The organism is Pseudoxanthomonas sp. GW2 (genome assembly GCF_000283075.1).
Taxonomy (GTDB): domain Bacteria; phylum Pseudomonadota; class Gammaproteobacteria; order Xanthomonadales; family Xanthomonadaceae; genus Pseudoxanthomonas.
The window spans coordinates 1-21,662 of record NZ_ALIP01000088.1 but is presented as its reverse complement, the minus strand read 5'-3'; the positions used below and the strand labels follow the sequence as shown (position 1 = coordinate 21,662).

Below are 21,662 nucleotides of genomic sequence, written 5' to 3'. Positions count from 1 at the left end.
CCCCCCCGTCCCTCCCCCTGCAGGCCTCAGAACTTCTGCGAGACGCGGAAGTACACGGTGCGCCCGTAGGCGTCGTAGAGGTGGAAGTTCCAGGGCTGGTTGTCGTAGCCGACCAGCTCCGGGTAACGGTCGCCGGCGTTGTTCACGCCCAGGCTCAGGCTGCCGTTCCACGGCGCGTTCCAGGTCAGGTTGAGGTCGTGGGTGGTGTAGCTGCCCACGCGCACGCCCGGACCGCTGGTGATGAAGCCGTAGGGCGGGACCTCGGCCGGGTTCTGCTGGCTGCCGATGTAGTTGATGTTCCAGGCGAGGTTGAAGTCGCCGCGGCTCCAGGCGTTGCGCCAGGTGGCGCGCAGCTTCGGCTGCGTGACCCAGCCCAGCGGATCCTTGCGGGTGTCACCGTCGACCACGGTGTACTCCAGCACCCGCGCCACCTGCAGCCAGCTGTCCACGCGGCCCCAGGCGAGGTTGCCGGAGGCACGCAGGTTCAGGTCCAGGCCGCGGGTATCCAGCTTGCCCTCGTTGACGAAGGCGGTCTGGATCTCGCTGATGGAACCGTTGCTGCGGCGCTTGACCCAGGTGTGCTCCGGCAACGGCTGGCCGGCGTTGTCCAGGCCGACCAGCTCGCGGAAGGAGATCAGGCGGATGCGGTCGTCGATCTGGATCCGGTAGTAGTCCAGGGTCAGGTTGAACCAGTCCAGCGGATCCCAGGCCAGGCCGACGCTGAACTGCCGCGAGTGCTCCGACAGCAGGTCCGGGTTGCCGGTCTGGTAGGAATCGACCTGGTAGGCGACCTCCTCCTCGTTCTCCGGGCCGTCGGCGATGTTGTCGCCGTTGGCGTCGCCGCCGCACAGCACCGGCGAGAAGCCGGTGGCCACGCAGGTGCGGTAGTCGGAGATCGGCTCGGCGCTGAACGCGCGCTGGCTGTGCACGTAGGGCAGCGCCGGGGCGCGGAAGCCCTCGCCCACCGAGGCGCGCAGGGTCAGGTTGTCCAGCGGCTGCCAGCGCAGCGACAGCTTCGGCGAGACGTCGCTGCCGTAGTCGTCGTAGCGGTCGTAGCGCGCGGCCAGGGTGAAGTCGAAGTCCTGCGCCACCGGCAGGTACCACTCGGCGTAGGCCGCGCTGACCTTGCGCCGGCCGCCGGCGGTGTTGCCGGCCGAGCCGGCCACCGCGCCGGACTCCGACAGCGCGTCGTAGACGTCGGCGTAGTCCTCCCGGCGGTGCTCCACGCCGAACGCCACCGCCGAGGTGCCGCCTGCCATCTGGAACAGGTCCAGCGCCGCGCTGGCGAACATCTCGTCGACGTTGAACTTGCCCTGGCGGTTGGTGGTGACGGTGAAGCCCTTGACCACGTCCGGGTCGGCGAACGGATCGGCGACGTTGTAGCTGCCGTTGGCGGCGGCCTTCTCCGCCAGCGGGGTGACGATGTAGCCGCGGCCGATGTCGGAGGAGCTGGCGCGGCTGGTGCGCAGGCCGAAGTCCAGGGTCAGGCGCTCGCTGGCCATCCAGCTGGCGCCCAGCTGCACGTCGACGGTGTCGTTGTCGATGAAGTTGTCGCGGTTGCCGGCCGCGGCGTAGCGGTGGTAGATGAACGCGCCCAGGCCGTCGCCCTTGACCGGGTCGTTGGGGCTGCCCTCCTCCACGTACAGCACGCCCGGGGTCGGGGCGAAGCGGCCGAAGCTGCTGGCCTTGCTGTAGCTCAGCGCGGCATTGACGCTGAAGCTGGGGCTGACGTCGTACTGGCCGCGGGCGAAGAGGGCCTTGTTGCGGACCGAGGCGTCGCTGGCGGCCACGGCGTTGTAGTCGTAGGCGCAGGTGTCGCCGTTCATCCAGAAGCCGTCGCTGTTGCAGGCGAAGCCCGGCAGCGCGCCGCCGTACTCGCCTTCCTCGCCCGGCGCGTCCGGGTCCTCGATGTAGTAGTTGTTGCCGTAGCCGGAGCCGCCGCGGACGTCGCCGCCGATCTGGTCGCGGCTGAAGACGATGCCGCGCGCGTTGTACGAGGCGCCCATCAGCAGGCTGCCGCGCTCGGAGCTGGTGCCGAACAGCAGCGAGGCCTCCTCGGTGTCGCCGCCGCGCACCGCCGGGTTGCCGCGGCCGTAGCGCACCTCGCCACCCTCGAAGTCCTTGCGCAGGATGATGTTGACCACGCCGCCGATGGCGTCGGAGCCGTACAGCGCCGAGGCGCCGTCGGACAGGATCTCGATCCGTTCCACCGCCGCCAGCGGGATGGTGTTGAGGTCGGCCGCGGTGCCGGTGCTCGGCGCGTACGGCGCGCGGCGGCCGTCGACCAGCACCAGGGTGCGGTCGGCGCCGATGCCGCGCATGTCCACCTCCGACACCGCCTGGGCGCTGCTGCCCGAGCGCGGGCGGAAGCTGCCGAACGCGGCGAAGGAGCTGTCGCGCAGCAGCTCGGCCACCGAGATGTCGCCGCTGGCGTCGATCGTGGCGCGGTCGATCACGGTGACCGGGACCGCGCCCTCGATGTCGGCGCGCTTGAGGCGCGAGCCGGTGACGGTGACCCGGTCCAGGGTCTGCGCCTCGCCGGCGGGGCCTTCCTGTGCGGCGACGCCGCTGGCGGCCAGGGCGCAGGCGATGCCCAGCGGCAGCGCCGCCAGCCGCGATGCGGCGCGTGGATGGTGTTTCATGGGTGTTCTCCGGTCCGTTAGGGGTTTGCGAAAACGCAGCAAGACGTTACGGAGCCACGCGCTCATCCCGCTTGGCCGTGCATGTCGACCGGGTTTGCCAGGGCTGCCGCCACGCTCCCCCCATGGAGACGGTAGATCGACGGCGGCACGCCGAACTGCGCGCGGAACGCGCGCGAGAAGCTGCAGTTGTTCTCGAAGCCGCACGCGGCGCCGACCTCGCCCACCGCCATCCGCCCCTCCAGCAGCAGGCGCGCGGCGCGCTGCAGGCGCAGGCGCGCCGAGGCCGCCTGCGGGGTCTCCCCGTACACCGCGCGGAACGCGCGGATGAAGTACCAGACCGACATGCTGGCGCGATCGACCATCTGCAGCGTGGTCAGGGCGCGCTCGGGGTGCCCCTCCAGGTAAAGCATCACCCGCTGCATGCGCGCGAACACCTGGCGGCGGCGGTGCAGGGTGCGGCCGGGGCAGCGCTCCACCAGCGCGCTGCAGTCGTCCTGCAGGTCGGCCAGCGCGCGCAGCAGGCGGCCGAGCAGGACCGAGGCGTCAGCCGGGTGCAGCCCGGGACGCAGCAGCCGGCGCCACAGCGACAGCACGCCGCGGCGCGCGCGCGGCGGCGCCTCGCCGCGCCCGGGATACATCGGCGCATAGGCCGACTGCTGCAGCCGCGCCTGCAGGCCGGCGGAAAGCACCAGGCCCAGCACCAGCGCGCGGCTGCCGCTGCGCACCACCGGCATCGACTCGCGGTCCAGGTAGATCCAGTGCCCGGCGCCCAGGGCGAAGCGGCCCTCCTGGCTTTCCAGCTCGGCGCTGCCGCGCACGACCAGCCAGATGCTGGCCGCGCCGGCCTGCAGCGCGAGGCCCGCGCCGCGCGCCAGGGTCGCCAGCGTGGGCCGCTCGTGCGCGCCGGGCGGCCAGTGCAGCTCCTGCAGCTGTCCGCGGTCGCCCGACAGTGTCCTGATCCTCATGGCCGTGTCTCCTTGCGGGGGAACTGGCCACCTGTTTGCCGGAGCGCCGCGCGCGTTGCAGGAAACGCCGCTGAAATCTTCCTGATATTTGTCTTTCGGCCGGCCTCGCCCTTTCGGATCAGCGGCTTGCGCCGCGCCGCAGCGAGGCCAGCGAGGCCAGGCCCACGTCCATGTCGTCCTCCAGCGGCAGCGCCAGGAAGGCACGGCGCCCGGCCTCGTCGACACTGGCCGAACCGGAGGCCACCGCATACGTGTGCGACAGGCAGCGCGGACGCGCCGCTCCGGCGCCGATCTCGCTCCAGCCGGTGGCGCAGCCCGGCGCCGGCGCGGTGGAGAAGATCCCCCCGCCGGCAACCAGCCATTCGCGGTACTGCTCAGGCACCGGCGCATCCATGCCGACCTGCACCACCCGCTGCAACGCCGGGTCGGCGCACCACAGCCCGCTGCGCGTGGTGCGGCTGAAGCAGACGCGGTCCTGCCGGTGGTCGTAGCGGGCCAGGGCGACGTCGTCGAGGCTGGCCAGTTCGCGCCACTCCGGCAGCTGGTACAGGACCAGCCGGGTACTGCCGCCGCTGCCGTCGACGCCGACCAGCAGCTGGTCCGGCCTGCCGGTCCAGGCGGCGAAGGCGGGCACGCCCGGCACCGGCAGCACCCGCACGGTGTCGAAGCCAACCTCGACCTGGTACAGGCGGTCGCCGCCGCTGCCGGTGGCACCGATCACCAGCAGGCGGCTGCCATCCGGCGCCCACACCGGCGGGTTGCGCGGCACCGGCACGATGCCCGGCACCGCGCGCAGGGTCTGCGGGTGCTCCAGCTCGCCGATCCACAGCTGCGCGGCCAGGCTGCGGTCGGACACGAAGGCCAGGGTCGAGCCGTCGGGCGATACCGCAGGCATCAGGTCCACGCCGCTGGAGGCGAACACCGGTTCGCCCGGCTGCGTGCCGTCGCCGGCCGCCTCCAGGTCGAAGGCGTACAGGCCGCTGCGGAAGCGGTAGATGCCGAACACCATCGTCCACGCATCGGCGGCCACTTCCGGGAACACCGGGTTGCCGCGCGGGGGCGACGGCAGTTCGGTGATCGACCCGCCCGCCAGCGCCAGCCGGTACAGGCGCGCCTCCTCCTTGACCAGGCTGAAGACCAGGCCGCTGCCGTCGGGCAGCCAGTCCCAGCCGCGGATGTCGCCGCGCAGGCGGGTCAGCTGCCGCGGCGGACCGCCGGCCGCGGGCATCAGCCACAGGTCGCCCAACGAGGTGCCGCGGCGGAAACCCAGCCAGGCGCCGTCGGGCGAGAACCGCGGCAGGGTATCCAGGCCGTCGGCCGGATAGGCCAGCGCCTCCCAGCGCCCGCTGCCCAGGTCCAGGCGCCGCAGCGGCGCCGACTGCCCGCTGCTGCGGCGGCGCCCGCCCATCACCAGGGCACGGCCGTCCGGGCTCCAGTCGAAGGCGGCGTAATCCTCGCCCTCGCAGCGGCCGACTTCGCGCTCGCCGCCGCCGGCGGCCGCGACCACCATCAGCCGGCAGCCGTCGCCGCCGGTGCGCACGAAGGCGATGCGGCGCCCGTCGCGCGACCATGCCGGCAGGTCATCGGCCTCGCCGTGGCCGGGGAAGGTCAGCTGGCGCGGACTGCCGTCGCCGGCCGGCTGCAGGTACAGCGTGCGCGGGCCGCCGGCGCGGACCGGGCGCGCGTAGGCGACCTCGCTCCCGTCCGGCGAAAGCGCCGGCCCCTGCTCGGGCAGCGCGGTCGCGGCGATGGCCTGGTACTGCAGCGGCGGTGCGCCGGCCGCCACGTCGGCGGCACCGTTGGCGCGCGTGCGCGGATTCAGCAGTTGCCACGCGCCGGCGCCGAAAGCCAGCACCAGCAACAGGGACAAGGCCGGCCACCAGGACGCGATGCGCCGGCGCGGCGCGCGTGCGGGCGCGCCCGTGCCGGCGGCCGCTGCAGGCGCCTGCTCCTGTGGCGCCGGCCGCGGCTGGATCGGCGCCGGCACCGCGGGCGCCGGTGCCGCCGGCACTGCGGCCGGTTCCGGCGTGGCGGCCGGTTCGATCCAGCAGCACGGCACCACCAGGCGGTAGCCGGCCTTGGCAATGGTCTCGATGTACGGCGGCGCCTCGCCGCGGCCGCCGAACGCACGCCGCAGCTGCGCCACCGCCTGGGTGAGCACGTCGTCGGTGGGCAGGGTGTCAGGCCAGACCCGCTCCAGCAGCTGTTCGCGGCTGACCACGCGGCCGCCGGCCTCGACCAGCGCCAGCAGGACCTGCAAGGCCTTGAGCGTCAGCCGCCGCGGTTCCTCCGCGCCCGGCCGCGACACCACCCTGCGGTCGACGTCGACCTCGCACTCCCCCACGCGCAACAGCCTGCCGGCCGCTTCCGCGGCCCGTTTGCGCGCCTCGCTCTCCGCCGCACCCATGCGACTCCCATGTATCCAGTGCCCCGGGGCGCTTCGCCCCGCCGTGCCACGACCGCCGGCCGGCGCAACCGGCCTGGCGCCTGCCCCATGCAGGCGGGCGATCCGGCAATGCAGGCACACTAGCCACGGCCCCGGGCAGCGCCATGTGTCTTTGGTACGGGTGACCGAAGTCCGGTCAGCTGCCGGTCGGGAAACGGGCAGGCGCGGCGCGCCATCGCGGCAAGCGCGGCAAAGCCGCCCGGCCATCGCCGGCTAACACCCCCGGGACGGCGATGGGGACACTGGCGCACGCCGCGGTCGACGTCGTTCCGCGGCATGGCGCCAGCAGCGCCTTGCCTGGTCGCGGTGCCAGGGGGAGGGGCCGCGACCAGGCCCTTTTGCGCGCTATCCGGCGCGGTAGACCTCCGCGCCCTGCTCGCGGAACTCGGCCGCCTTGCCGGCCATGCCCGCCTCCAGCGCCGCCCGCTCGTCCAGCCCGTGCTCGGCCGCGTAGTCGCGCACGTCCTGGGTGATCTTCATCGAGCAGAAGTGGGGCCCGCACATGGAGCAGAAGTGCGCCAGCTTGTGCGCCTCCTTGGGCAGGGTCTCGTCGTGGAACTCGCGCGCCTTCTCCGGATCCAGGCCGAGGTGGAACTGGTCCTCCCAGCGGAACTCGAAGCGTGCCTTGGACAGGGCGTTGTCGCGTACCTGCGCGCCGGGATGGCCCTTGGCCAGGTCGGCCGCGTGCGCGGCGATCTTGTAGGCCATGATGCCGTCGCGCACGTCCTGGCGGTTGGGCAGGCCCAGGTGCTCCTTCGGCGTGACGTAGCAGAGCATGGCCGTGCCGTACCAGCCGATCATCGCCGCGCCGATCGCCGAGGTGATGTGGTCGTAGCCCGGGGCGATGTCGGTGGTCAGCGGCCCGAGCGTGTAGAACGGCGCCTCGCCGCACTCGCGCAGCTGCTTGTCCATGTTCTCCTTGATCAGCTGCATCGGCACGTGGCCGGGGCCCTCGATCATGGTCTGCACGTCGTGCTTCCAGGCGATCTTCGTCAGCTCGCCCAGGGTCTCCAGCTCGCCGAACTGGGCCGCGTCGTTGGCGTCGGCGATGCAGCCCGGGCGCAGGCCGTCGCCCAGGGAGAAGGCCACGTCGTAGGCCTTCATGATTTCGCAGATTTCCTCGAAGTGGGTGTAGAGGAAATTCTCCCTGTGGTGCGCCAGGCACCACTTGGCCATGATCGAGCCGCCGCGGGAAACGATGCCGGTCACGCGCCTGGCCGTGAGTGGCACGTAGCGCAACAGAACGCCGGCGTGGATGGTGAAGTAGTCCACGCCCTGCTCGGCCTGCTCGATGAGCGTGTCGCGGAAGATCTCCCAGGTCAGCTCCTCGGCGCGGCCGTCGACCTTTTCCAGTGCCTGGTAGATCGGCACCGTGCCGATCGGCACCGGCGAGTTGCGGATGATCCACTCGCGGGTCTCGTGGATGTGCTTGCCGGTGGACAGGTCCATCACCGTGTCCCCGCCCCAGCGGATCGCCCACACCATCTTCTCCACCTCCTCGGCGATGCCCGAGGACACGGCGGAGTTGCCGATGTTGGCGTTGATCTTGGTCAGGAAGTTGCGGCCGATGATCATCGGCTCGCTCTCGGGGTGGTTGATGTTGCACGGGAGGATGGCGCGGCCGCGGGCGATCTCGTCGCGCACGAACTCCGGGGTGATCACCTCGGGGATGCTGGCGCCGAAACCCTGGCCCGGATGCTGGGCACGCAGCGCCGCGTCGCGCACCGCCTCCAGGCGCTGGTTCTCGCGGATGGCGACGAACTCCATCTCCGGGGTGATGATCCCGCGCCGCGCGTAATGCATCTGGGTGACGTTGGCGCCGGCCTTCGCCCGGCGCGGCAGGCGGCGCCCGGGGAAGCGCACTGCGTCCAGCTTCGGGTCGTGCTCGCGCGCGCGGCCGAACTCGGAGGTCAGCGCCGGCAGCTCCTCGGTGTCGCCGCGCTCGGCGATCCACTGCGCGCGCAGCGGCGGCAGGCCCGCGGCCAGGTCGATCCGCGCCTCCGGGTCGGTGTACGGGCCGGAGGTGTCGTACACCGTCACCGGCGGGTTGTCCTCGCCGCCGAACACGGTGGGGGTGCGGGTCAGCGCGATCTCGCGCATCGGCACGCGGATGTCCGGGCGCGAACCTTCGACGTGGATCTTGCGCGAGCCGGGGATCGGCCGGGTGACGGAGCCGGAAAGCTGGGCGGTCTGCTGGAGCAGGGAGGCGGGGATGGCGTTCATGCGTTGTGTCCGTCCGTTCAGGGGATAACCGCACCGGGGTGCGGGACGGGACGACGGACCACGCATGCGCGGCACCGCCGCCCGAAGCGGGCGGACACAGGACGGACGGAGCCCGTCCTGCGAAGCTTCCCTACGCCGGTATGAGCCGGATCAGGTTCCAAGGGACTGTCTCAACCGCGCGCCCCAACCGGCGCCCGCGGTACCCCCGCTTCGGCGCCGATTACACCACAGACCGCGCGCGCTTGCCGCAGGCCGCCGCCACGGGCCGCCAACGGGGCCGTTGCTAGACTGTGCGCCTCCACGCCACCGGAGCCGGCATGGTCTTCCGCATCTCCTTCTTGCTGATCGCGCTGCTTGCGGCGGCAGCAGGCCTGGCGCCGTCGCGCTTCGCCGCGATGGTGGACGCGCTGCTCGGGGGCATGCTCGCCAACACCGGCTGGCTCTACCTGCTGGTCGTGTTCGCCACCCTGCTGTTCATGCTGTACCTGGCCTTCGGCAGCCTGGGCGAGCTGCGCATTGGCGGCGAGGACGCCGAACCGCAGTTCGCGGTGGGCAGCTGGCTGGCGATGCTGTTCGCGGCCGGCATGGGCATCGGCCTGGTGTTCGGGGGCGCGGCGGAGCCGCTGTCGCACTACTTCAATCCGCCCGAGGGGCTGGAACCGGCGAGCATGCCGGCCGCGCGCGCGGCGATGCGCTACGCGTTCTTCCACTGGGGCCTGCACCCGTGGGCGATCTACGCCCTGGTCGGGCTGGCCATGGCCTGGTTCCAGTACAACCGCCGCGGCCGCGGCCAGCTCAGCGACCTGCTGCAGCCGCTGCTGGGCCGCCACCACCGCGGCTGGGCCGGGCGTTGCGTGGACATCGCCGCGGTGGTGGCCACCGCGATCGGCGTGGCCACCACCCTGGGCTTCGGCGCGCTGCAGATCACCGCCGGCCTGCGCACCGTGTCCGGCACGCCGACCGGGACCGGCATGCAGCTGGCGGTGATCGGCGTGGCCTTCGTGCTGTACATGGCCTCCAGCCTCAGCGGCGTGGAGCGCGGCATCAAATGGCTGTCCAGCGCCAACCTCGCGCTGGCCGGCGCGCTGCTGCTGGCGGTGCTGGCGCTGGGCCCGACCGCGTTCCTGTTCGACGTGTTCACCAACGCGCTGGGCGGCTACCTGGACCGGCTCGTCGGCATGAGCCTGCGCATGTCGCCGTTCTCCGGCAGCGCCTGGGTCAGCGAGTGGACGATCTTCTACTGGGCCTGGTGGATCTCGTGGGCGCCGTTCGTGGGCAGCTTCATCGCCCGCGTGTCCTACGGCCGCACCATCCGCGAGTTCGTGGTCGGCACGGTGCTGGCGCCGAGCCTGCTGGGCTTCGCCTGGTTCGCGGTGTTCGGCGGCCTGGCGCTGTGGCAGCAACTGTTCGTGGCCGACCTGCAGCCGGTGCTGGAAAGCGGCTACGAGAACGTGCTGTTCGCCCTGTTCGGGCACCTGCCCGGCAGCACCGCCCTGAGCGCGGTGGCAGTGGCGCTGCTGGCGGTGTTCTTCGTCACCTCGGCCGACTCGGCGGTGCTGGTGCTGGCCAGCATGTCCGGCGACCAGTCCGGCGACCCGCCGCCGCTGCGGCGGATCGCCTGGGGCGTGGCGATCGCGGTGGTGGCCGCGGCCCTGCTGCTGGCCGGCGGCCTGGACGCGCTGCAGGGCCTGGTGACGATCTCGGCGCTGCCGTTCGCGCTGTTGCTGGTGCTGGTGATGCTGGCCCTGCAGCGCACGCTCGCGCATGCGCGGGCGGTGCGCCGGCGCCGCGCGCAGATGCTGCGCCACGCGCTGGAGCACTGGGTCTACGGGCCGCGCCAAGGCCGCGGCCCGGCGCCCCCGCCCTACTCCAGCGAGTAGCCGATGCGGAACCCGCCCCAGTGGCGCCCGTCCACGTACACCGGCACCGACAGGTCGAACATGATCTGGCCGGTGTCGCGGCGGTAGACCTGCAGCCGGTACGGGTCGGTGTGCGCGCCCACGCTGCGGCCGACGCGGTCGCCGAAGATGCGCTTGGTGCGGTTGCCGACCAGGTCCTTCTCGCGGTCGCCGGTCAGCGGCTGGCAATAGCGCTGGTTGTGGGTGGGCACGTAGCCGTCGGGGTTGGCGCTGATCGCGAACACGATCCACGGCTCGGCGTTGGCCACCGGCTCCTGCAGCGGCGGCAGGATGCGGTCGCACAGCGCGTCGAACGGGGTGCGGTACTTGGGCGGGTCGATCCCGGGGATCTGCTTGTACTCGCGCGAGAACAGCGCCTCGGCACCGATCCGGCCCTCGGCCACCGCCGCGGCCAGGGCCATGCCGATGCGGCGCGCGCCGGCCTCGGCCAGTTCGCGCACGCGCGCATGCCTCGGCACCTGCATCGGGTCCGGCGGCAGCCGGAACAGGCCGACGCAGTCGTGCAGGGTGGCCACGCCCTGGCCCAGCGCCTCGCTCAGTTCGGCCACGTGCGCGGCGTGCTGCAGGTTGCTGTGGCCCAGTTCCACCACCTGCTCCACCGCGCGGTCGATCGCCAGCACCTCCTCGCCCTGCGAGGCGATGCGCCGCGCCACCGATTCCATCGCCGCGCCGGCGCCCTGCAGGGACTGGCCGATGCCGGCCAGCATCTCCCCGGTATGGCGCGCCGACTCGGCGCTCTCGCCCAGCGCCTCGACCGTGCCGCCGACGATGGCGCGCACGTCGCGCGCGGCACTGGCGGCGCGCTCGGCCAGGCGCCGGATCTCGCTGGCGACCACGGCGAAGCCGCGCCCGGCCTCGCCGGCATGCGCGGCCTCGATCCCGGCGTTGATCGACAGGATGTTGGTCTGGAACGCGACCGAGTCGATCACCTCGATCACCTCGCCGGCGCGCGCCGCGCGTTCCTCCACCTGGCGCATCGCCGCGGCCAGGGCGCGCGCGGCCTCGCCGCCGCGCCGCGCGTCCTCGTCGGCGCGCACCGCCGCGGCGCGCACCTGCTCCAGTTCGCCGCGCACGTCGTCCAGGTCCTGGCGCAGCCGGCTGGTGGCCGCCAGCACCTGTTCCAGGGCCTCGGCCTGGGCGCGGGTCTGCGCCGCCAGCTCGTCGTTCTCGCCGACCACCTTGGGCACGTCCGCGGCCAGCTGCACCGACAGCGCCACCGCCTGGCGCACCGCCTCGGCGAGGTTGCCGAAGCCGGCGGCCAGGCGCCGCCCGGCCTCGCTCGCGGCCTGCGCAGGCGGCAGCTGCAGGGCCAGGTCGCAGCGGGCCAGGGCCTCGTTGACCGCCGCCAGCAGCTCGCGCGGCTGTTCGGCCCCGGCCAGCCGCTGCGCCAGCGGGGCCAGCAACGGATGGGTGACCGCCCCGCCGCCGGCGGCCATGCCGGCGGCCTCGCGCAGCAGCGTGGCGGTTTCGGCGTGCGGCAGCGAGGCGATCCAGCCCTCGCCATCGGCCTGGTAGCGCAGGCGCCGCGCAGGATCGTCGCCGGGCGCGGCCCACACCCCGGCGCCATCGGCCAGGTCGCCGCGCTGCAGGCCCCATAGCGGGCCTGCGGCCGGCACCGGCAGGGCGGTGTCCTCCAGCCCCAGCAGGTCCCGGGCGGTGCGGTTGGCGGCCACGATGCGGAGCCCGTCGTCCAGGCGCAGCAATGCAACCGGCGCATCGGGCAGCGCAGGCGCGCTGGCCTGCGTGTCCTGCTGCGTCGGCGACTCGATCGTCGACATGATTCCCCTCCTCTCCCTGTCCCGGATATCGGCCGCCGAGCGCAAGGCCTGAAGGCGGAAAGCACGGCGCCGCCGGCCCGGCCTGAACCAGTTCAGGGGAGCGCGCGCAACTGGCGTGCGTGGGCGGAGACGATTTCCAGGGTCGAACGGTCGCTGTCGAACAGGGAGAACAGGCCCTGCGCTTCCTGCGGCGGGTCGCCGGTGAACGGATCGCCTTCCTTCCACATCCAGTCCGGGTTGGAGGTGCGGCCGCGGCCGCCCCAGGCCCAGAAGTTGGAACCGGCAATCGGCGCCCCGGCGCGCGCATGCTGCAGCAGGCGCGCGTACACCGCCTGGTAGAAGCGGTCGCGTGCGGCCACCGGCGCGGCCGGGTCGTAGGAACCCTTGTCGCGGTTGAGGCCGAACTCCGACAGCACGATCGGCTTGCCCAGCCTGGCCGCCATTTCCACGTGGCGGTCGATGTACTCCAGCGACGCCTGCAGCCCGGCTTCCAGCCGCGCCGCCGGGTCGTGGTGGTCGATCCAGCCCCAGTTCGACGGCCACAGGTGGAACGTCAGGTAGTCGATGTGCGGCGAGGCATGCGCGATCAGGTAGTAGTCGTCCTCGCCCAGCGAACCCATGCGGCCCTCGCTGCCGGTGCTCACCAGTTGCCTGGGCGCCAGCTGGCGGATGAAGGCGGCGGTATCGTCCAGCCAGGCGCGGTAGGCCTGGAAATTGGCCGCGCCGGCGGCGTCGCTGCCCGGGCGCGGCTCGTTGGCCAGCTGCCAGGACATCACCGTTGGATCCTCGGCGTAGGCGATGCCGTTGACGCTGTTGCGGCGGGTGACGACGGTGCGGATCGCGTCGCGGTAGGCGGCCTGCGCCTCGGGCATGGCGTAGAAGCGCGCCGAATTCTGCATGAAGCCGTTCCAGTCGCCGGTCTCGTCCGGATCGAACACCGGTTCGCCGCTGAACCAGGACACGTATTGCGACATGCCGCCGGACCACTGCCAGAAGTTGTTGAGGTACAGCACCGCCTTCATGTCGCGCTTGCGCATCTCGTCCAGCAGCACGTCCAGGCCCTCCAGCAGGCGCTGGTCGTACTCGCCGGGTGCGACCATGAAGGCCGGGCGCACGCCGCGCCTGAAGCCGCTGGCCTCGCTCATCGCCAGCACGCGCAGGTTGTCGATGCCGGCGGCCTTGAGCTGGTCCAGCTCGGCGCGCAGCCGCTCGCGGTCGCCCACCCCATCGGGGGCGCCGAGGTAGGCGCCGTACCAGAAGTTGGCACCGGCAAAGCGGTAGGGCTTGCCGTCGAGCACGAAGCCGGTCCCGTCGACGCGCACGAAACCGGACGCTGCGGCCGGCGCCGGCAGGCACTGCAGTACCGCCAAAAGCACCGCGGCGGCGAACGCGAAGCGGCGGCCTGGCCGAGGTAACGATATCCCACGCATGCACTGCCCTCCTGGCTTGGGAAGGCGCATTAGACCCGGAACGGACGCGGCAGGCATGCTGCGGCCGCACAAGGGCGCCCGCGCCGGCACCGCCGGGCGGGCGCGTCCGAAGGCTCACCCCTCCAGCAGCTCGCGGTTGCGCACCGCGCCCTTGTCGGCGCTGGTGGCCAGCAGGGCATAGGCCTTCAGTGCGGTGCTGACCTTGCGCGCGCGCGGCTGCGCCGGGCGCCAGCCCTGCGCGTCCTGCTCGGCCCGGCGGCGCGCCAGTTCGGCCTCGTCCACCAGCAGCTGGATGCTGCGCGCGGGAATGTCGATGCGGATGCGGTCGCCGTCGCGCACCAGGCCGATGGTGCCGCCGGCCGCGGCCTCCGGCGAGGCATGGCCGATCGACAGGCCCGAGGTGCCGCCGGAGAAACGGCCGTCGGTCAGCAGCGCGCACTTCTTGCCCAGGCCCTTGGACTTCAGGTAGCTGGTCGGATAGAGCATCTCCTGCATGCCCGGGCCGCCCTTGGGCCCTTCGTAGCGGATCACCACCCCCTCGCCCGCCTGCCCCTCGTCACCGAGGATGCCCTTCACCGCCGCGTCCTGGCTCTCGTACACCCGCGCCGGGCCCTCGAACACCAGGATGGACTCGTCCACGCCCGCGGTCTTCACCACGCAGCCGTCGGCGGCGAGGTTGCCGTAAAGCACCGCCAGTCCGCCCTCGCTGGAGTAGGCGTGCTGCAGGTCGCGGATGCAGCCTTCGCTGCGGTCCAGGTCCAGCGACGGCCAGCGGGTGTCCTGGCTGAAGGCGACCTGGGTGGGGATCCCGGCCGGGCCGGCGCGGTAGAAGGTGTGCACGGCCTCATCGCTGGTGCGGGCCACGTCCCAGCGCTCGATCGCCTCGCCCAGGCTGGGCGCATGCACGGTCGGCACGTCGGTATGCACCAGTCCGCCGCGCGCCAGCTCGCCGAGGATGGCCATGATGCCGCCGGCGCGGTGCACGTCCTCGATGTGGTACTTCTGCGTGTTCGGCGCGACCTTGCACAGCTGCGGCACCTTGCGCGAGAGGCGGTCGATGTCGCGCAGGGTGAACGGCACCCCGGCCTCCTGCGCCGCGGCCAGCAGGTGCAGGATGGTGTTGGTCGAACCGCCCATGGCGATGTCCAGCGCCATCGCGTTCTCGAACGCCTCGAAGGTGGCGATGCCGCGCGGCAGCGCGCGCCCGTCGCCGCCGCCATACCAGCGGTGGCACAGCTCCACCGCGGTCACGCCGGCGCGCTTGAACAGGGCCTCGCGATCGGCATGGGTGGCGACCACGGTGCCGTTGCCCGGCAACGACAGGCCCAGCGCCTCGGTCAGGCAGTTCATCGAGTTGGCGGTGAACATGCCCGAGCACGAACCGCAGGTCGGGCAGGCGCTGCGCTCCACCGCCGCCACCTGTTCGTCGGTGGCGTTGGGATCGGCGGCCATCACCATCGCGTCGATCAGGTCCAGCTTGTGGTCGGCCAGGCGGGTCTTGCCCGCCTCCATCGGCCCGCCGGACACGAACACGGTGGGGATGTTGAGCCGCAGCGCGGCCATCAGCATGCCCGGGGTGATCTTGTCGCAGTTGGAGATGCACACCAGCGCGTCGGCGCAGTGCGCGTTGACCATGTACTCCACCGCGTCGGCGATCAGTTCGCGGCTGGGCAGCGAATAGAGCATGCCGTCGTGGCCCATGGCGATGCCGTCGTCGACGGCGATCGTGTTGAACTCCTTGGCCACGCCACCCACGCGCTCGATCTCGCGCGCCACCAGCTGGCCGAGGTCCTTGAGGTGGACGTGGCCGGGCACGAACTGGGTGAACGAGTTGGCGATGGCGACGATCGGCTTGTGGAAGTCGCCATCCTTCATCCCGGTGGCGCGCCACAGGGCGCGGGCACCGGCCATGTTGCGGCCGTGGGTGGAGGTGCGGGAGCGGTATTCGGGCATGGCTGTACGGGTGCTGGCGAAGGCGGGCGCGCATGCGCGGCGGGGTTGCCGGATGCGGACGGAGCGCGCGGGAGGTGCAACCGATTGTGATGCGTTTCCACGGTTGCATCTGCAACAGTAAAACGGCCACGGAAGGCGCTTGACAAGCCTGGAATCGGCGTGCTTTCCTGCGACCCATGCTGCATCGCCACACGACCACCGACGCCGACCTGCACGCAGCCGCGAACGCCGCGGTGTCGGTCCTCGTCCTCGTCCTTATTAGCTCGCCAACAGGTGCGGGACGAGCCGGCGTGTAGGCAACAGAAAGACGCCAGACCCTCAAAACCCCGCACCGGAAGGCGCGGGGTTTTTTGTTTCCACCTTGCACAAGGTTCCGTCCGGAAAGTTCTCAGCAGAAACGATCTCGTTCCGGCAAATTCCCAGGCTTCGCCTCCCCATCCACGCAACCGCACAGGACCACGCCATGACCAGCAGCACCTCCACCAAGATCGCGATCGTCGGCTACGGCAGCCAGGGCCGCGCGCACGCGCTGAACCTGCGCGATTCCGGCTTCGACGTGACCGTGGGCCTGCGCCCGGGCGGTCCGACCGAGGCCAAGGCCCAGGCGGACGGTTTCGTGGTCAAGAGCCCGGCCGAGGCGGTGAAGGACGCCGACCTGGTCGCCGTGCTGGTCCCGGACATGGTCCAGAAGAAGCTCTACGAGGAAGTCCTGCGCGACAACCTCAAGCAGGGCGCGGTGCTGCTGTTCGCCCACGGCCTGAACGTGCACTTCGGCATGATCACCCCGCGCGAGGACCTGGACGTGGTCCTGGTCGCGCCCAAGGGCCCGGGCGCCCTGGTCCGCCGCGAGTACGAGATCGGCCGCGGCGTGCCGTGCATCTATGCGGTGTACCAGGACAAGTCGGGCAAGGCCGAGGAATACGCCCTGGCCTACGCCGGCGGCCTGGGCGGCGCCCGCGCCAACCTGATCAAGACCACCTTCAAGGAAGAGACCGAGACCGACCTGTTCGGCGAGCAGGCCGTGCTGTGCGGCGGCGCCTCGTCCCTGGTGCAGGCCGGCTTCGAGACCCTGGTCGAGGCCGGCTACCAGCCGGAGATCGCCTACTACGAAGTCCTGCACGAGCTGAAGCTGATCGTCGACCTGTTCTACGAAGGCGGCATCACCCGCATGCTCGAGTTCATCTCCGAGACCGCCCAATACGGCGACTTCGTCTCCGGCCCGCGGGTGATCGACGCCTCGGTCAAGGCGCGCATGAAGGAAGTGCTGAAGGACATCCAGGACGGCACCTTCGTGCGCAACTGGCAGGCCGAGTACGACGCCGGCCTGCCGAACTACAGGAAGTTCCAGCAGGCCGACAAGGGCCATCCGATCGAGAAGGTCGGCCGCGAACTGCGCGCCAAGATGGTGTGGCTGCAGGGCAGCGCCCAGCCCGCCGAAGAACAAACCGCCAAGAAGACCGCCGCCGCATGAACGCCAACACCCCCACAGCGACGGCGGCCGGGCTGCGCAATGGCGCAGCCTGGGTCGCGCACGCGCTGGAGGCCGAGGGGGTCGACACCATCTTCGGCTATCCGGGCGGCGCGATCATGCCGTTCTACGACGCCCTGGTGGATTCGGGGCTGCGCCACATCCTGGTCCGCCACGAGCAGGGAGCGGCCTTGGCGGCCAACGGTTACGCCCGCGCCTCCGGCAAGGTCGGCGTATGCGTGGCCACCTCCGGGCCCGGCGCCTCGAACCTGGTCACCGGCATCGCCGACGCGATGCTGGATTCGGTGCCGATGGTGTGCCTGACCGGCCAGGTGCCGACGTCGCTGCTGGGGACCGATGCGTTCCAGGAGCTGGACGTGTTCGGCATGACCATGCCGATCGTCAAGCACAGCTTCCTGGTGCGCAGCGTGGACGAGCTGCCGCACGTAATGGCCGAGGCCTTCCGCATCGCCCGCGAAGGCCGCCCGGGCCCGGTCCTGGTCGACCTGCCCAAGGACGTCCAGGTCGGCGCCGCCACCCACCTGCCGGCGCACGTGCCGGCCCCGGTGCAGGCGCCGCCCCCGCCGCCGGATGCGACCCTGGCCGAGGCCATCGCTGCGATCGCCGCGGCCGAAAAGCCGGTGATCTACGGCGGTGGCGGCATCGGCATCTGCGATGCGGTGGACGAGTTCCGCCAGTTCGTCGAGGCCACCGGCATCCCGACCGTGCTGACCCTGCGCGGCCTGGGCGCCCTGCCCGGCAACCACCCGCAGTTCCTGGGCATGCTGGGCATGCACGGCACCCGCGCCGCCAACATCGCGGTGCAGGAGTGCGACCTGCTGGTGGTGGTTGGCGCCCGCTTCGACGACCGCGCCACCGGCAAGCTGTCCGAGTTCGCGCCGTTCGCGCGGGTGGTCCACCTGGACGCGGATGCCTACGAGATCTCCAAGCTGCGCACCGCCGACATCGCCCTGCCCGGCGACCTGGCCGCGGGCCTGCGCGCCCTGGCCGCGGCGCGCAGCACCGCCGGCGAATGGCGCCAGCGCTGCACCGCCCTGCGCGAGAAACATGCCCCGCGCTACGACGCACCCGGCACCGACATCTACGCCCCGGCGCTGCTGAAGCGGGTCAGCGAACTGTGCCCGGACGCGATCATCACCGCCGACGTGGGCCAGCACCAGATGTGGGTGGCGCAGCACTGCCGCTTCAGCCATCCGCGCAACCACCTGACCTCCGGCGCGCTGGGCACCATGGGCTTCGGCCTGCCGGCGGCGATGGGCGCGCAGTTCGCCTTCCCCGACCGCCCGGTGGTCCTGGTCAACGGCGACGGCGGCTTCATGATGAACGTGCAGGAGCTGGTCACCATCGCCCGCTGCAAGCTGCCGGTGAAGATCATCCTGCTGGACAACAGCGCCCTGGGCATGGTCCGGCAGTGGCAGGAACTGTTCTTCGACAAGCGCTACAGCGAGATCGACCTGTCCGACAACCCGGACTTCGCCGCCCTGGCCCAGGTGTGCGGCATCCCGGCCTCGCGCATCGAGCAGCGCTCGCAGGTCGAGGACGCGCTGGCGGCGCTGCTGTCCGCACCCGGCCCGGGCCTGCTGCACGTGAAGATCGACGCCAGGGCCAACGTCTGGCCGCTGGTCCCCGCCGGGCAGGCCAACAGCCACATGCTGGACGCCAACCCCAACGAACAGAAGGCAGAGTCAGCTCATGCACTACCGGCTTGACCTGGTGCTGAAGCCCGTGGAGGGCGCGCTGGTGCGCGTGATCGGCATGACCGAGCGCCGCGGCTTCGCGCCGCGCGCGATCCAGGGCTTCCCCGACGCCGCCGACGGGCGCTGGCGCCTGCAGATGGTGGTCAACAGCGGCGGGCGCACGGCCGAGACCCTGCGCCGCCAGCTGCAGAAGGTGTACGACTGCGAATCGGTGCAGATCTCGCCGGTCGACGGCCCGCTGCCCGGCGAAGCCGGCGTCGGCCACGGAGGCGCGCCATGAACGCGCGCGCAGCCGCCCGTTCCGCCGTCGTCCCCGTGGAGGCGACGGTGCGGAGGTGCCTTCTCGGAAATCGCACGGAGCGCCGCGGCGATGCCTGATACCGGCCGCACCAGCGCAGGAGAAGCGGACGTCGGCGTGGCCGACGTACTGGCCGCGCAGTCGCGCCTGCGCCGGTTCCTGCCGGTGACGCCGATGCACCACGCCGAGCGCTTCGGGGTGATGCTCAAGCTGGAGAACCTGCAGCGCACCGGCTCCTACAAGGTGCGCGGCGCGCTCAACGCGATGCTGGCCGCGCGCGAGCGCGGCGACGACCGCCCGGTGATCTGCGCCTCCGCCGGCAACCACGCCCAGGGCGTGGCCTGGGCCGCCTACCGCCTTGGCGTGCAGGCGATCACGGTGATGCCGCACGGCGCGCCGCAGACCAAGATCGCCGGCGTCACCCACTGGGGCGCCACCGTGCGCCAGCACGGCGACAGCTACGACGAGGCCTACGCCTTCGCCCGGCAGCTGGCCGAGCAGTACGGCTACCGCTTCCTGTCCGCGTTCGACGACCCGGACGTGATCGCCGGCCAGGGCACGATCGGGATCGAGATCGCGCCGCACGCCCCGGACGTGGTGATCGTGCCGATCGGCGGCGGCGGGCTGGCCTCCGGCGTGGCCCTGGCGCTGAAGTCGCAGGGCGTGCGCGTGGTCGGCGCCCAGGTCGAGGGCGTGGATTCCATGGCCCGCGCGATCCGCGGCGACCTGCGCGAGATCGACCCCGCCAGGTCGCTGGCCGACGGCGTCCGGGTGAAGGTGCCCGGGTTCCTGACCCGGCGCCTGTGCGCGCGCCTGCTGGACGACGTGGTGATCGTGCGCGAGGCCGAACTGCGCGAGACCCTGGTCCGGCTGGCGCTGGAAGAGAACCTGATCGCCGAGGGCGCCGGTGCCCTGGCCCTGGCCGCCGGCCGCCGCGTGGCCGGGCGTCGCAAGTGCGCCGTGGTCTCCGGCGGCAACATCGACGCGGCCACCCTCGCCCAGCTGCTGTCCGAGGTCCGCCCGCGGCCGCCGCGCAAGCCGCGCCGGCGCAGCCGCGGCCCGGAACCGGCCGCCGCCGCGGGGGATGGTGCGGCGCGCAAACCGATCCCCGTGGCAAAGCGCCGCCCAGCCGCTAACCTGTCCCCCACCACCACCGTTTCCGTCCCAATGGCGCCCATCGCGCCGCAGCCCGTCGAAGAGGAGTTCACCTGGTGAACGCGCAACAGTCCCAAGCCCAAACCCAGGTCTCCCAGGCCCGCATCCGGGTGTTCGATACCACCCTGCGCGACGGCGAGCAGTCCCCCGGCTGCAGCATGACCCCGCCGCAGAAGCTGGTCATGGCCCGCGCACTGGCCGAACTGGGTGCGGACGTGATCGAGACCGGCTTCCCGGCCAGCTCGCAGTCCGACCGCGAGGCCATGGCCCTGATCGCCCGCGAGATCCGCGAGCCGGTGCTGGCCGTGCTCTCGCGCTGCCTGCAGGCGGACATCGACACCTCCCTGCGCGCGCTGGAGGCCGCCGCGCGCCCGCGCCTGCACGTGTTCCTGTCCACCAGCCCGCTGCACCGCGAGCACAAGCTGCGCATGAGCCGCCAGCAGGTGCTGGACCGGGTGGTCGAGAGCATCCGCTACGCCAAGGGCCACATCGACGACATCGAGTTCTCCACCGAGGACGGCACCCGCACCGAGGAGGACTTCCTGCACGAGGTCGTGGCCGCGGCGATCGAGGCCGGCGCCACCACCATCAACATCCCCGACACGGTCGGCTTCACCACCCCGGAGGAGATCCGCGGCATCTTCCAGCGCCTGATCGCGCAGGTGCCGGGCGCTGACAAGGTCATCTTCAGCGCGCACTGCCACAACGACCTGGGCCTGGCCGTGGCCAACACCCTGGCCGCGATCGAGGGCGGCGCGCGCCAGGTCGAGTGCACCGTCAATGGCATCGGCGAGCGCGCCGGCAATTGCGCGCTGGAGGAGATCGTGATGGCGCTGAAGGTGCGCAACGCGTTCTTCGAGGCCGACACCGGCATCGACACCCGCCGCCTGGTGCCGACCTCGCAGCTGCTGCAGCGCCTGATCGGCATGCCGGTCCAGCGCAACAAGGCGGTGGTCGGCAGCAATGCCTTCGCCCACGAGTCGGGCATCCACCAGCACGGCATGCTGCGCCACCGCGGCACCTACGAGATCATGCGCCCGCAGGACGTGGGCTGGCCGGACACCCAGATGGTGCTGGGCCGCCACAGCGGCCGCGCCGCGGTCGAGCAGCGCCTGCGCGCGCTGGGCTACTACCTGGAGGAGGCGGAGCTGGACCTGGTGTTCGCCGACTTCAAGGCGCTGTGCGAGCAGCAGCGCGTGGTCACCGACGCCGACCTGCAGGCGCTGATGCAGGACACCGGCGACGGCGAGGGCTACCGCCTGGCCTCGATGACGGTCAGCGACGCCGGCCAGCGCGCCAGCGCCACCGTCGAGCTGTCCGACCCGGATGGCCGCCGCGTGGCCGAGACCGCCGAGGGCGACGGCCCGGTGGACGCGCTGTTCGCCGCGCTGTCGGCCGCCACCGGCGTGCAGCTGAGCCTGGAGAGCTACCAGGTGCACAGCGTCGGCCTGGGCACCGATGCCCGCGGCGAAGCCAGCCTCAGCGTGCGCCACGGCGAGGACGAATACGAAGGCACCGGCACCAGCCGCGACATCATCGAGGCCAGCGCGCTGGCCTGGCTGGACGTGGCCAACCGCCTGCTGCGCCAGCGCCGTGCCGCGGGGAACAGCGAGCAGCTGGCCACCGCCTGATCCGATGCAGACCCGGCCGGCCGCCGGTGGGGAGCC

13 protein-coding genes and 1 riboswitch are annotated in these 21,662 nt (G+C 72.1%); of the genes, 6 read left to right on the top strand and 7 right to left on the bottom strand.

What is annotated here, in order from left to right; genetic code table 11:
• Nucleotides 1–26: 26 nt before the first annotated feature.
• The 4 genes from B351_RS0106210 to thiC form a co-directional block, all read right to left on the bottom strand.
• Nucleotides 27–2,642, bottom strand: coding sequence for a TonB-dependent siderophore receptor (locus B351_RS0106210; RefSeq protein WP_019398183.1), 2,616 nt, complete (start codon nt 2,640–2,642; stop codon nt 27–29).
• 62 nt (nt 2,643–2,704) lie between these two features.
• Nucleotides 2,705–3,607: a helix-turn-helix domain-containing protein gene (locus B351_RS16320; RefSeq protein WP_019398182.1), complete on the bottom strand. Its 903-nt coding sequence runs from the start codon at nt 3,605–3,607 to the stop codon at nt 2,705–2,707.
• A 118-nt stretch (nt 3,608–3,725) separates the two neighbouring features.
• Nucleotides 3,726–6,014: a winged helix-turn-helix domain-containing protein gene (locus tag B351_RS16315; protein ID WP_019398181.1), complete on the bottom strand. Its 2,289-nt coding sequence runs from the start codon at nt 6,012–6,014 to the stop codon at nt 3,726–3,728.
• 384 nt (nt 6,015–6,398) lie between these two features.
• Nucleotides 6,399–8,276, bottom strand: coding sequence for a phosphomethylpyrimidine synthase ThiC (gene thiC, locus B351_RS0106195; RefSeq protein ID WP_019398180.1), 1,878 nt, complete (start codon nt 8,274–8,276; stop codon nt 6,399–6,401).
• A 109-nt stretch (nt 8,277–8,385) separates the two neighbouring features.
• A riboswitch (TPP riboswitch) is annotated at nt 8,386–8,493 on the bottom strand.
• A 100-nt stretch (nt 8,494–8,593) separates the two neighbouring features.
• On the opposite strand from thiC, the gene B351_RS0106190 reads away from it, so the two are divergent.
• Nucleotides 8,594–10,156, top strand: a complete 1,563-nt coding sequence (locus B351_RS0106190) for a BCCT family transporter (protein ID WP_019398179.1) — start codon at nt 8,594–8,596, stop codon at nt 10,154–10,156.
• On the opposite strand, the gene B351_RS0106185 is transcribed toward B351_RS0106190, so the two are convergent.
• The 3 genes from B351_RS0106185 to ilvD form a co-directional block, all read right to left on the bottom strand.
• Nucleotides 10,141–11,973, bottom strand: coding sequence for a methyl-accepting chemotaxis protein (locus tag B351_RS0106185; protein WP_019398178.1), 1,833 nt, complete (start codon nt 11,971–11,973; stop codon nt 10,141–10,143). The two genes, B351_RS0106190 and B351_RS0106185, sit on opposite strands and share 16 nt — an antisense overlap.
• A gap of 92 nt (nt 11,974–12,065) precedes the next feature.
• Entirely contained in the window at nt 12,066–13,403 is a 1,338-nt protein-coding gene (locus B351_RS0106180) for a cellulase family glycosylhydrolase (protein WP_026010431.1), read from the bottom strand.
• Nucleotides 13,404–13,517: 114 nt separating this feature from the next.
• Complete coding sequence (gene ilvD, locus B351_RS0106175; RefSeq protein ID WP_019398176.1) at nt 13,518–15,356, bottom strand: dihydroxy-acid dehydratase; 1,839 nt, start codon at nt 15,354–15,356, stop codon at nt 13,518–13,520.
• Nucleotides 15,357–15,819: 463 nt separating this feature from the next.
• Between ilvD and ilvC the strand changes: the two genes are divergently transcribed.
• From ilvC to B351_RS16310, 5 genes are all read left to right on the top strand, one after another.
• Nucleotides 15,820–16,827, top strand: a complete 1,008-nt coding sequence (ilvC, locus tag B351_RS0106170) for a ketol-acid reductoisomerase (protein ID WP_019398175.1) — start codon at nt 15,820–15,822, stop codon at nt 16,825–16,827.
• The gene (gene ilvG / locus B351_RS0106165) at nt 16,824–18,554 is read left to right on the top strand and encodes an acetolactate synthase 2 catalytic subunit (protein WP_019398174.1); all 1,731 of its coding nucleotides are present in this window, start codon (nt 16,824–16,826) and stop codon (nt 18,552–18,554) included. Before ilvC ends, ilvG begins: the two co-directional genes overlap by 4 nt.
• Nucleotides 18,538–18,822 carry an ACT domain-containing protein gene (locus B351_RS0106160; RefSeq protein ID WP_019398173.1) on the top strand — a complete coding sequence of 95 codons (285 nt, stop codon included), beginning with the start codon at nt 18,538–18,540 and terminating at the stop codon, nt 18,820–18,822. Before ilvG ends, B351_RS0106160 begins: the two co-directional genes overlap by 17 nt.
• Before the next feature lie 90 nt (nt 18,823–18,912).
• Entirely contained in the window at nt 18,913–20,055 is a 1,143-nt protein-coding gene (locus tag B351_RS0106155; RefSeq protein ID WP_019398172.1) for a threonine dehydratase, read from the top strand.
• Nucleotides 20,052–21,626: a 2-isopropylmalate synthase gene (locus tag B351_RS16310; protein ID WP_050992150.1), complete on the top strand. Its 1,575-nt coding sequence runs from the start codon at nt 20,052–20,054 to the stop codon at nt 21,624–21,626. The genes B351_RS0106155 and B351_RS16310 overlap by 4 nt, the downstream gene beginning before the upstream one ends.
• Nucleotides 21,627–21,662: the final 36 nt, after the last annotated feature.

Coding starts and splice junctions, on each gene's coding strand:
- B351_RS0106210 (WP_019398183.1), bottom strand. CDS start 2,642: ATGAAACACCATCCACGCGCCGCATCGCGGCTGGCGGCGCTGCCGCTG.
- B351_RS16320 (WP_019398182.1), bottom strand. CDS start 3,607: ATGAGGATCAGGACACTGTCGGGCGACCGCGGACAGCTGCAGGAGCTG.
- B351_RS16315 (WP_019398181.1), bottom strand. CDS start 6,014: ATGGGTGCGGCGGAGAGCGAGGCGCGCAAACGGGCCGCGGAAGCGGCC.
- thiC (WP_019398180.1), bottom strand. CDS start 8,276: ATGAACGCCATCCCCGCCTCCCTGCTCCAGCAGACCGCCCAGCTTTCC.
- B351_RS0106190 (WP_019398179.1), top strand. CDS start 8,594: ATGGTCTTCCGCATCTCCTTCTTGCTGATCGCGCTGCTTGCGGCGGCA.
- B351_RS0106185 (WP_019398178.1), bottom strand. CDS start 11,973: ATGTCGACGATCGAGTCGCCGACGCAGCAGGACACGCAGGCCAGCGCG.
- B351_RS0106180 (WP_026010431.1), bottom strand. CDS start 13,403: ATGCGTGGGATATCGTTACCTCGGCCAGGCCGCCGCTTCGCGTTCGCC.
- ilvD (WP_019398176.1), bottom strand. CDS start 15,356: ATGCCCGAATACCGCTCCCGCACCTCCACCCACGGCCGCAACATGGCC.
- ilvC (WP_019398175.1), top strand. CDS start 15,820: ATGACCAGCAGCACCTCCACCAAGATCGCGATCGTCGGCTACGGCAGC.
- ilvG (WP_019398174.1), top strand. CDS start 16,824: ATGAACGCCAACACCCCCACAGCGACGGCGGCCGGGCTGCGCAATGGC.
- B351_RS0106160 (WP_019398173.1), top strand. CDS start 18,538: ATGCACTACCGGCTTGACCTGGTGCTGAAGCCCGTGGAGGGCGCGCTG.
- B351_RS0106155 (WP_019398172.1), top strand. CDS start 18,913: ATGCCTGATACCGGCCGCACCAGCGCAGGAGAAGCGGACGTCGGCGTG.